An 11,498-nucleotide genomic window follows, 5' to 3' on the forward strand; every position below is an offset into this window, starting at 1 on the left:
ATCATGTCCAAGTTGGTTTTCTCATTGCGAACGCTTCCCCCAGCAGTTGAAAGCCTGGCACTACCGCTTGCACAACCAGAGATCCAAGCCGGTGGGGCAGTCAGGGGATGACTGTTAGAGATCCGTTCGGCAATAGATCATTTCTACCACTCCATCACTGTTGACCAATCAGATGATCGCTCCCACTCAAGGCCCGGGAGCGATCTCGCTTCGTCAGATTTTGAAATGGCTGACCATCAGCTGCAATTGGTTGCCCAGCCGCGCCAATTCGACACTCGATGCGGCGGTTTCGTCGCTGGCGGCAGCGGTCTGTTCGCAAACGTCGCGCACATTGATGATGCTGCGGCTGATCTCTTCGGCCACCGCACTTTGCTGTTCGGCGGCCGCGGCGATCTGCTGGTTCATCGACTGGATGTTGGACACCGTGCGGGTGATGTTTTCCAGTGACACACCGGCCTTGCGCGTCAGCGCCACGCTGCTGTCGGTCAGGGCGCGGCTGTTGTTCATCACCGTGGCCACTTGCTGGGTGCCGTTCTGCAGACCGGCCACCAGGCCTTCGATTTCTTCGGTGGACTTCTGCGTGCGCTGGGCCAGGCCGCGTACTTCGTCGGCGACCACCGCAAAACCACGACCGGCTTCACCGGCACGGGCGGCTTCGATGGCGGCGTTGAGGGCCAGCAGGTTGGTCTGCTCGGCCACAGCCTTGATCACGTCCATGACAGTGCCGATCTTGTCGCTCTCTTGTTGCAATGCCGTCATGGCTTCGGTCGAACGAGCGACTTCGGCGGCCAGACGTTCGATCTGCGCAATTGCTTCGGCGACCACTTTGTCACCTGCGCGGGCCTGGCCGTCAGCGTCGGCGGCGGCTTGTGAGGCTTGCTCGGCGTTACGCGCGACTTCCTGGACGGTAGCGGTCATCTCGTGCATGGCGGTGGCGACCTGATCGGTTTCGATCTTCTGGCTGTTGACCCCGGCACTGGTTTGTTCGGTAACAGCCGACAGCTCTTCGCCGGCGCTGGCGATTTGTGTGACGCCATCGCGAATGCCGCTGATCAGGTCACGCAGGGTCACGCCCATGTGCTGGATGCCTTGTTGCAGCATGCCCAGTTCATCGCGGCGGGTGACCACCAGGTTGTGGGAGAGGTCGCCAGCAGTAATGCGTTCGACGACGCCGAGGGTTTCGCGGATCGGACGGGTAATCTGGCGGCTGATGATGAACGCGGCCAGGATGCCGAACAGCAAGGTCAACAGGGTACTGCCCAACTGCAGGGTACGAGTATGGGCGATTTCGGTGTCGCGGCTATCCAGTTGAATCTGGTAAAGCGCGTCACTACGGGCCCATATCTCGTTCCCGTGGTCGGTCAGTTCCTTGCTCGTCAGGGTAACGACGTTGCTAGCCGTTTTGTAGGCCAGAAAGGCAGTGCGGTAGTTGCCCAGGGCAGTTTCCAGCTGGTGCAGCGCATCCGGTTGGGGCGAGCTGAAATGTTCGCCAAGCTCTTTCAGGCCATCAATGGTTTCATTCAGTTGGTTTAAGGCCTTCTTCTCGGTATCCGGGGTGCTGTCGGCGATGTAACCGCGAACTTCGAAACGGCTCACCAGGAACTGTTCCTTGGCGTAGCTGATGGCCTGGAAGCGCTCGAAACGGTCCGCGTCACCTGGGTTCATTTGCAGCACGCTACTGCGGATCGCGTCGATCAGTTTGTAGACCGCTTCGCCGCTATTGCCCATGGTTTGGTGTGCACTGCTGCGGGTGCGATACGCGTCGCGCATTTTATTCAGCGATTGCTGGTAGTTGCTGATGATAGCCGCTTGTTCTTTGGCCAGCTTAAGGGCTTCCGGGTTTTTGAAATTACCCATCAGTTTTTGCTGCTGGGTGATGAACGCATCCAGACTGACCTGCATGTTCTGTGCAGCGGTTTCATCACCATTGCTCAGCATGTATTGCAGGCGGGTCACGCGTACTTTGGTCAGTAACGCGTTTAACTGGGTGACCTCGCCAGTTCGGTTGCTGCGGAAGATCAGGCTGTCCAGGCTGCTCCAACTGGTCAGGGCCAGGATGGTAGTAAGGACCAGAACCAGACCGAATCCCAGACCCAGTTTGAGGCTGACGCTAATATTGCCGAACAACTTATTCATTCAATCTCTCTCAGGGCATTCTGTCGTTGATTTTCAGGTAGTACCAAGCTGACGCTTGAACACTCGAAACGGATGCTCAACCTTGGCCCGGACTTGCGCTTTCGCATATTCGATCTTGGTCGCAGGCGGCCGATCAAACTCTTTTCGCGTGCTTTTTTTATAGCTGCTGGGCCGGGCTGCAATCGACCAGATCATCTTCGGACCCTGATGTTCAGAACGCTTGTCGACATCGGTGCAACCGACATCGCCACACACGTAAATTCCCTCGTCATGCAGCAACTGATCGACTTGAGTCACGTCCGCCACATTCGCCGCCGTGCCCACCAGGCTATGGACCAAGCCGGATTCGGCATCGACGTCAATGTGCGATTTCATTCCAAAAAAGTATTGGGTTCCTTTCTTGGCCTGGTGCATTTCGGGGTCGTGTTTGCCGTCCTTGTTCTTGGTCGAACTGGGTGTATGAATGATTGTCGCGTCGACAACAGTGCCTTAGCGCAACCTTTGGCCCCGGTCGCCCGGATAGTCGTTGATAAACTGCAAAATCCCGCCCGCCAACTGATGTTTTTCCGACAGGCGCCGGAAGTTGAGGATCATAGTTTCATCGGGGTTCAATCGTTCGGTTCGTGTGTGGCGGATATCTCATCAAATCTGGAAGTCTTTTTCAGAGATTCCCTAGGTGGCTTGCACGTCCTTATCGTCCCGTACCAGGTTCCGCTCCCCTCCCCCGAATACGGAGGAGGGAAAACGGAAGTCGGTTGTTGTTTCGAGTGGGCCTGTGCCAGCGGCCTTTCACCCGACAGAACATCGGCGGATGGCATTATGCAAGCCATGCGAAGGGCCATCCATCAGCGCTCGCTGGTTTTCTACTAGGATTCCCCCTACTTCATCTGCGAGATATTCATACCGATTGATGCCCATGGGTTAGCCATATTGCGGCGCGCTGGGTCTACTGCAGGGTTACAGCATATTTGCCAGCACGGTCTGGTTGCGCCCCTGGGCCTTGGCGCAGTAGAGGGCCAGGTCGGCTTGCTTCAGCAGGTCTTCTGCCGTCCGGTCATCCGCGGGGGCCATTACCGCCACGCCAATGCTTACTGTAACGAAGCCGAACGGCGATATCGCATGCGGCAGCGCCATTTTTTCCAGTGCATAACAAAGCGCCTGGGCATGCTGTAGCGCCTTGTCGGCGTGGAGTGTTGTGGTGATGAGCACAAACTCCTCCCCCCCGTAGCGCGCCACCAAATCGCCCGCCCGCAGGGCATGAGCTGCCAGCGTTCTGGCGACGTTGCGCAGGCAATCGTCACCGGTCTGATGCCCATAGTGGTCGTTATATTTCTTAAACCAGTCCACATCGATCAGCATCAGCGACAAAAGCGTTCCCGTCCGCCGGGCGCGACACCATTCGCCGACCAGCGCTTCATCGAAGTGGCGACGGTTAGCAATGCCCGTCAAGCCATCGGTGGTGCTCAGAGCCTTCAATTGGCGATTGGCTTCTTCGAGCGCGGCAGTTCGATCCTGTACTTTGAGTTCCAACTGCTCATGCGCGTCCTGGATCCGGTCCGCCATATTTGCAAAGTCGCGGGCTAGCTCACCAATCTCGTCGCAGGACCGGATCGGCAGGATGTCACGGCTCAGGCGCTCTTTGGACAAACCAAGCAGCCGCGTCGCCTGCATCAGCCGGGACAGCGGAATGGCCACCTGCTTTTGCAGAATGGAGCGCAGGACGAAAATTTCCACCAGCAGGGTAAGCAGTCCGAGCGCGACCACGATGGCCAGATTGTCAAAGATGGCCGGGCTCATCAGCACTCGAGGGTAGTGGACTGCGAGCACCCAGGGCGTACCGGGAATGATGCCCACTGCGACAATGTCGTCGTGTGTCTGCACCACCGCCGCTTTGCCAAGAGTCAGGGAGGGAATGGCTTTCAGCAGCGGGTAATCGTGGGCAATGTTGAGCGACTGGATGGACGCCTTGCCTTCGCTGCTTTTGACCTGATCCATGAAGTCGGGGTGGTAGATCAGCGTGCCTTCGCTGTCTGCTATGAACATGGTGCTGCGCGCGCCCTGCACGAAGGGCTTGGCCGTTCGTTTCATGAGGTCATCCAGTAGCACATCAACACAGGCCAGGATGTGGTGCTTGCCGGAGGCATCGGCCACGTCGGGCGTGGCGATCGTCGTCATCCAGGCGTTGTTGGAGGAATCCCAATACATGTGGGTAAACAGCGTGCTGTTATCTGACGTACCGAAGCCGCGCTCATAAAACTCATAGGTTTCGAGTTTGAGAGCATCAGGGCCCGAGTAGGTAAACGCCTTGGCGATATCGACGTCCTGATAGATGGGGAAGCCTTTTTCAGGTACTACACCATAGAAATTGAACAGCCGCCCCTTGGCGCTGGAACCGTATTTGTGGGACAGGATGTAAGACAGGGCAAACCGCGCCTTAGTGTCGTCATTGAGTGGAGTGTCGGGCGCGTAGGTGGCTGACATACCTGCAAAACGGCGGCCGTCGGCGAGCGCTTCGCCTTCAAACAGCATCGGGCGCTGCGTATAGGAGCCATCCTCATGACGGTAGAAAATCTGGTTGAAGTCGTGCACCAGAGTGGCTTCCATGCCCGGAATGGCAAGGATATCCTTGAACTCCTTCAGAAAGTTCTGCTGCAGGTCCTTGATTTCCCGAAACGGCAGGGACTCGCGTTGCAACGTTTGCTCGGTAGACAGAAGCAGCTGCTTGGTAATAGCCCCCTCGATCGAGGATAGATTGACATAATAGGAAATCGCACCAGCACACAGCGAAACCAGACCAATCCGCAATACAGCCAGGCGGAGGGCGCGCGCTGCGAGCGAACGCTTATGGGATGTGAATCCGGGGCCTTCTTGCGTCATCTATCGCTCTCCTCTCCACCCCTCTTCCGAAGGCAGCGTATTGGCAGGTTGTCTTGCCAAGGGTCAAGGGTGTAGCGCAAGTACAACAGGGCGCGACTCGGCGCATAGCCTTCGCTGTGTTGCCAGGTCAGTCCGGTGCCCAGCACGAGATGATCCGAGAGGCGCCGTTCAACCAGGCCCTGCAGGCGTACGTTGGCACCGCTGCCAGTGCTTGCGCTCTTGACCAGGCTCACATTTTCGGCAATTTCGAAACCAGCCTGTTCTGCACTGCTCAGCCATTTCGCAGCCCCAATACATCACGGTCAGGCCAGTGCGCAGAATAGTTCCTGGCCATCATGGCTAGAGCAATCGTTGTGTCATGGCATATCGAACGATATCGGCGGTACTGGTAAATCCCATTTTTTCCATCAGACGGGCTTTATGGGTGCTGACGGTCTTGTGACTGATAGCCAGGTCTGCGCCAATCCGCATGATGCTGAGCCCGCGAGCGAGCAAACGCATGACCTGCAGTTCACGGTCGGTAAGCGTATCGTGCTCGCAGTGCGGCCCCAGGCCGCTGGCGGCGAAGGCTATCTGTTCGGCTAGCCCGGTATCGATATAACGTCCGCCAGCAGCCACTCGGCGGATGGCCAAGAGCAGAGTTTCAGGATCGCTATCCTTGGTCAGGTAGCCTAACGCGCCAGTTTTGAGCGCGCGAAGGGCGATTGGCACTTCGTTGTACATGCTCAGTACCAGGATTGGCAGTTGCGGATAATGGGCGTGGAGGCGAAACAGTAAATCCTCACCGCTGATGCCTGGCATGCTCATGTCGAGCAGCAGTAGGTCGATGCCGCCCTGGCGCAGCCGTTCGAGCAGCACGAGGCCGTTCTCCGCTTCGGCTACAACCTGCAGGTCGCCGTCCAAGGCGAACAGCCGTTTCAATCCTTCTCGCATGATGGCGTGATCGTCGGCGATCATCAGTCGGATCATGATGTTTCTATACCTATCTTAATGGGAATGCGTACCCGCACGCGGGTACTTCGACCGGGGACCCTGTTGATGGCGACGTATCCACCGAATATGAGGAATCCGATCCAAATGCAGCCCCGAAAACTGGCGAAGTGAATCGCCATTAGTTTCGTAGACATCTTCTGGTCTCACAATGAGGCTTAAGTCTGGAGCGACGATCAATAGCCGCTGATTGATGCACCTGGGGCACGTCATTGCATGCCTGCCTTGTAGAGCAGCAGCCGCTCGAAATCTTCCTGCGGCATGGCCTTGCCGTACAGGTAGCCCTGCGCACTGTGGCAGCCGGAGCGTTGCAGAAAGGCTTGCTGGGAGGATTCTTCGACACCTTCGGCCACTAGCGTCATACCCAGGGCATGGGCCATGGAGATAATCGCCTTGACCAGTTCGACGCTCTCACGGTGGTGGTCAATACCACGTATGAAGGAGCGGTCGATCTTCAGGATTTCAACCGGAAAGCGGCTCAGGTAACCGAGCGCCGAATAGCCGGTGCCGAAGTCGTCGATGGCAATGGTGAGCCCCATGTCGAATAGCCGTTCAAGGATCTCGCGCACGGCTATATTGTTATCCAGCAACAAGCCTTCGGTGATTTCCAGTGTCAGCCATCGCGGCTCACAGCCGGTGTCTTGCAAGATGGCGCGGATCGCTTTGGGTAGATCGTTCATCCGGAACTGTCGAGGCGAGAGATTCACGGCTATCTTTAGCGCGGGGTGGCGGTCACCGCGGTTCCAGGCAACCGCGACCTGGCAGGCTTTGCGCAACACCCACTCACCAATACCGACGATCAGTCCGGTTTCCTCGGCGATGGGAATGAACGTGTCTGGAGGTACCTGCCCGTGCCGGGGGTGGTTCCATCGCAACAAGGCTTCGGCACCGATCAAGCGCCCGGAGGCCAAATCGATCTGCGGTTGGTAGTGCACTTCCAGCTCACCGTTATGCTGAGCATCGCGCAGGCTGGCCGCGAGTGCCATACGCTCTGTCGTCGTTTGGATGAGCTGTGGCGAATAGACCTGTACGTTGTTACGCCCCTGCTCCTTGGCATGGTACATGGCCGAGTCAGCGTACTGCAGCAGTTCACTGATAGTGCCGGCATCGCCCGGATAGCAGGCAATGCCGATGCTGCCGGAGATGAACAGCTCCCGCCCCTGGATCGGGTAGATCCCACTGATGGCCTGTAGCAGCTTGCCGGCCAAGGTGGTCAAGCAGACCCCGGCCGCCTGGGGCATGATCAGAGCGAACTCGTCACCGCCCAGGCGGGCGACCGTGTCGCTGTCGCGCACCGAACGCTGCAGTCGCCTTGCCGTTTCCTGCAGCAAATCGTCGCCCGCACTGTGGCCCAACGTGTCGTTGATCACTTTGAAGTTGTCGAGGTCGAGAATGGCCACCGCCACTTGGCGGTCGTATCGGCTAGCCTGGGTTATCGCTTGTTGCAGGCGTTCTTTGAAGAGTTCGCGATTGGGCAGCTCAGTCAGCGAGTCGTAAAAGGCCATGGTATGCAACTGCTGCTGGTAGGCTTTGATCTCGCTGATGTCCTGGGCGGTGCCGAACAGTTGCAGGGGCGTGCCATCCTCGGCGTATTCGATGCAGAGGTGGGAATACAGGTTCAACTTGCTCTGGCCGGTCTCGATGCGGTAATCCAGCTGCAGTTCCTCAGTGCGGTTGACGATAGCCAGTTTGATGGTTTCTATGATCCTGACATGGTCCTCGCTCACGAGCAGGGCACGGACTTCTTCCAGACCCGGCGCCCAGCCCCGGGGTTTGTCTGCCAACCGGCAGAGTTCCGCCGACAGTCGCAATGTGCCCCGTCGGTAATCCATTTGCCAGTGACCGAGACGGGCCAAAGATTCGGCCTGCTCGAGACGCCGCTCGGTTGTCTTGAGGGCGGATATGTCGCGAGCGATGGTCAATACGCTGGCGACTTGACCGTGCGAGTCGAATTCAGGCACAGCCCGGACATGCTGGACGACCTGCTCGCCGTTGGCCTTGGTCCAAGTGGCCTCCACCGCGACGGGCTGGGCGCTCTGCATGACGTCCAGGATGCCCTTATGGTAGCGGCTCGTCAGCTCCTGCGGCAGAGGGCTCCCGTGGGTAATGGGTGTGCCTATAACATCGCAGGCCGGAATACCATACAACTGCTCAAAGGCGGGGTTGATGTAGACACGCCGGCCTTCGCGGTCATAGCGCACAATGACATCCGGCGAGTTCTCCACCAGCGTTCGGAATTCCTGTTCCCTGATCCTCAGTGCCTGCTCGGCGCGGCGCAGTTCGGTGATATCACGCCCCGCCGCCAGCACGCTGATCACCTCACCGTCGGCCGCTCGTTCTGGCACGATGCGGATATGGCTGATGAGCTGCCGACCGTCGGCGCCCTGCCAGGCCAACTCATGCTCGTCGGGATGTCCGCTACGCACCACCTCCAGCAGCGTTGCTTCGTAGGCGAGTATCTCGGGTGTGCTGGAAACGTGGCTGGGTTTCTTTCCGAGTACGTCCGTCGCGGACAACCCGATCATGCGCGCGAATGCGGGATTGGCATAGGTACGCAGGAGGTCGCGGTCGTAGCGAGCGATGGTGTCAGGGGTATGTTCCGCCAGAGTGCGGAATGCCAGCTTGTCGCTCAGCAGTTGTTCCGCACGAAGCTTGCTCTCTGTGATGTCGCGCACGATGTGCAGGAAGTTTGCAGTGCGCCCGTCCGCATCGCGCAGGGGAATAAGGCTGTGCAAGCAGTAGCGACGACCGATGGGCAGTTCGAGTTCATACTCGTCGTTCAACAGCGTGCCGGTGGCGATGCAGGCCTGGCTGCCGGTCGTTATTCGACTCGCGATGGCCTCAGGTAACCGCTCGTCCAGGCACTGGCCGAGCAGCTCGCTTCTGGGCAGACCTAATAGCCTCTCCATGGCTGGATTGGCTTCGATGAAACGCAGGCGAGCGTCCGCGCCAATGGCAAACAGCGCCAGGCAATCCGTACTGTTCTCGAATGCCTGCTGATAGAGGTCGACGCAGGTAGGCGCCAGTTCCGCGGGTGGGCTGAAAAAAGGAAGCTTCTCGTTCATGCTCGCTACCTTAACGCCTGCGCCGGCTTATGCTGCGTCGAAAAGCTAATGGCATCATTCCAATACCGGTAGATGATGCAGGCCATACGACAGGCCTGACCATCGGCCCCTGCTGGTTTTCAAGTAAGCATAACGGCTGACTCTGTAGGCCACCCCCTACCCGCATCGCGCGGACTATCACTTAGGATCGACCAGACGCCCGGCCCACAGGCCAAGTCGATTGTATTTGGACTTCATGCTGCGGGTCTGGAACCTTCTGGAAACCCGCGCGCTGTACAAGACCCTCCGGACACTGGTGCCGGCAGATCAGATTGATTTGCTGCCTCAGCGTGGCCCGAAATTATCGAGCTGAAGCGGTATCGCGAAAAAAGCACTCAACCCTGTTCATCCACGAGCTGGAGGTCGAGGTGAAATAATACGTGTCCGTCACTGCCAGTCTCGGTCACACAGGAAGTCGGAGATGGATACGAACGCATTATGTGGCGGTATTGAAGCCGACTGTGCAGCTACCGCCTCTGGCGAACACCATCGCACATCGGACAACCCAACACCGCTTGGGCATAATCAACGGACTGAAAAAGAGTAATGGCCATGCTGATTGACGAAGAACTGACTCTGAAAAAACTGGAGGTATTCCTCGCCTTCATGCGCACCGGCAACCTGGCCCGTGCGGCGGCCGAACTGCAGACCAGCAACGTCAGCGTGCACCGGGCCATTCACTCGCTGGAAAGCGCACTGCGCTGCCCGCTGTTCAAGCATGAAGGGCGTAACCTGACGCCACTGGAAAGCGCCTATGTGCTCGAAGAGCGGGCGCAGAAGCTGATTCAGGATGTGGTCGAGACCGTACGCCTGACCCGCGAAGCCGCCGGCTTCTCGGCCGAGCGCTTCAAGCTCGGCTCGCTGTATTCGCTGACAGTCAAGACCGTGCCGCAGTTGATCATGGGCCTGAAAATCCGCCGCAGCGAACTGAACATCGACCTGATCCTCGGCTCCAACATCGACCTGTTGTACAAGCTCAAGAACATGGAAGTCGACGCGATCCTGGTGTCCCTGGACGGCAGCGTCAACGACCCGGACTGCGAGCAGATCCCGCTGTTTACCGACGATATCTTCCTCGCCACGCCGGCCGACTCACCGTTTGCCCAACGGACTGAAATCGACCTTGCCGAGGTGCGTAACGAGACCTTCATTACATTGACCCAGGGCTTCGCCACGCACCAGGACAGCATTCGGTTCTTCAAACAGGCGGGGTTCGAGCCAAAGGTGGCGATGCAGGTCAACGATATCTTCACCCTGCTGAGCATGGTCAGCTCCGGGGTCGGTTATGCGCTGCTGCCAGGGCGGATTGCGGCGGTATACGAAAACCGGGTGAAGCTGATTCCGTTGCAGGAGCGCTATCGGTTGCAGCAGCACATTGGGGTGGTGTTTCTGAAGGCCAAGGAACGCGACCCGAATCTGCTGGCGTTGTTGGCGGAGTGTCGGATGTATGCCCATCGGCAGGTTTGAAACCGCGTCGTCCCCTTCGCGAGCAAACCCGCTCCCACAGGGGAACGCATTCCCCTGTAGGAGCAAGGCTTGCCCGCGATGACGGCATCACAAGCGACTCAAATCCTGAACCTAGCCGACAATCCCGCGAACGATGAAATACAGCAGCGATGGCCCCAACAAACAGCCCAACCCGGTATGAAAGGTCGCCGTCAACGCGCCATACGGCACCAACCGCCGATCCGTCGCCGCAAGACCCGCCGTCACACCGCTGACGGTGCCGGCCAACCCACCGAAGACCATCGCCGAGCGCGGGTTATCGAGCCCCATCCAGCGTGCTGCCATCGGCGTGCAGACCATCACCAGAATGGCCTTGATCAACCCCGTGGCAATCGACAGCGCCACCACATCGGAACTGGCGCCAATCGCCGCGCCAGTCACCGGGCCAACGATGTAGGTCACCGCCCCGGCGCCAATGGTGGTGATGCTCACTGCATCGCGATAGCCGAATGCCCAGGCGATGCACGCCCCGACAATAAACGGCAACACGGTCCCCAGCAGCAGCGCGAGTGCGCCGATAAACCCGGCCTTGCGCGCTTCGGTGGCCTGCACTTCGAAGGCCGTGGCGACAATCGCGAAGTCCCGCAGCATGGCGCCGCCCATCAGGCCGATGCCGGAAAACACCGTGATGTCCGCCAGGCCTTTCTGCCCGCCGGTGAGCGTGCCGCCGACCCAGGCCAGCACCAATCCGATGACGATGGCAATTGCCGAACCATGAATCCGCCCGAACGTCAGGCGTTTGGAGAGCACCACGGAGATCCACATGATCACGCCGACGAATGCGAACGCTGTGACCAGATCGTTATGTTTCAGACCCGCTTCCATGAGATTCCACATATCAGTGTCTCCCGATCGAGGCGGCGACCGAGGTTATGTCCTCAGGCT

The 11,498-nt window shown here is 58.6% G+C and carries 6 protein-coding genes and 4 pseudogenes; 2 read left to right on the top strand and 8 right to left on the bottom strand.

Features of this window, described 5'->3' with window-relative positions:
- Positions 1-213 precede the first annotated feature (213 nt).
- The 7 genes and pseudogenes from ACIPIN_RS07280 to ACIPIN_RS07310 all read right to left on the bottom strand — a co-directional run bounded on the left by ACIPIN_RS07280 (position 214) and on the right by ACIPIN_RS07310 (position 9,068).
- Positions 214-1,101: a methyl-accepting chemotaxis protein gene (locus tag ACIPIN_RS07280; RefSeq protein WP_401117077.1), complete on the bottom strand. Its 888-nt coding sequence runs from the start codon at positions 1,099-1,101 to the stop codon at positions 214-216.
- A gap of 18 nt (positions 1,102-1,119) precedes the next feature.
- Positions 1,120-2,073 (bottom strand): annotated as a pseudogene (locus ACIPIN_RS07285) (methyl-accepting chemotaxis protein); the annotation flags it as partial.
- A gap of 99 nt (positions 2,074-2,172) precedes the next feature.
- A pseudogene (locus tag ACIPIN_RS07290) lies at positions 2,173-2,742 on the bottom strand (IS5 family transposase); the annotation flags it as partial.
- A gap of 351 nt (positions 2,743-3,093) precedes the next feature.
- A complete protein-coding gene (locus tag ACIPIN_RS07295) occupies positions 3,094-5,013 on the bottom strand; it encodes a diguanylate cyclase (RefSeq protein WP_401117059.1) in 1,920 nt (639 codons plus the stop codon).
- Positions 5,010-5,249, bottom strand: a pseudogene (locus tag ACIPIN_RS07300) (cellulose synthase subunit BcsC-related outer membrane protein); the annotation flags it as partial. The gene ACIPIN_RS07295 and the pseudogene ACIPIN_RS07300, both read right to left, overlap by 4 nt.
- A gap of 103 nt (positions 5,250-5,352) precedes the next feature.
- Positions 5,353-5,982 (bottom strand): response regulator, encoded by a 630-nt coding sequence (locus ACIPIN_RS07305; RefSeq protein WP_401117061.1) that lies wholly within the window; start codon positions 5,980-5,982, stop codon positions 5,353-5,355.
- Positions 5,983-6,212: 230 nt separating this feature from the next.
- Entirely contained in the window at positions 6,213-9,068 is a 2,856-nt protein-coding gene (locus tag ACIPIN_RS07310; protein ID WP_401117063.1) for an EAL domain-containing protein, read from the bottom strand.
- A gap of 226 nt (positions 9,069-9,294) precedes the next feature.
- Between ACIPIN_RS07310 and ACIPIN_RS07315 the strand changes: the two are divergent.
- A pseudogene (locus ACIPIN_RS07315) lies at positions 9,295-9,420 on the top strand (two-component system response regulator); the annotation flags it as partial.
- A gap of 239 nt (positions 9,421-9,659) precedes the next feature.
- Positions 9,660-10,574, top strand: a complete 915-nt coding sequence (locus tag ACIPIN_RS07320) for a LysR substrate-binding domain-containing protein (protein WP_401117065.1) — start codon at positions 9,660-9,662, stop codon at positions 10,572-10,574.
- A 111-nt stretch (positions 10,575-10,685) separates the two neighbouring features.
- Here ACIPIN_RS07320 and madM read toward each other — a convergent pair whose 3' ends face one another.
- Positions 10,686-11,450 carry a malonate transporter subunit MadM gene (madM, locus tag ACIPIN_RS07325; protein ID WP_401117067.1) on the bottom strand — a complete coding sequence of 255 codons (765 nt, stop codon included), beginning with the start codon at positions 11,448-11,450 and terminating at the stop codon, positions 10,686-10,688.
- Positions 11,451-11,498 lie beyond the last annotated feature (48 nt).

Origin of the sequence: Pseudomonas sp. NPDC087697 (assembly GCF_044743155.1) — a bacterium.
Classification (GTDB): domain Bacteria; phylum Pseudomonadota; class Gammaproteobacteria; order Pseudomonadales; family Pseudomonadaceae; genus Aquipseudomonas.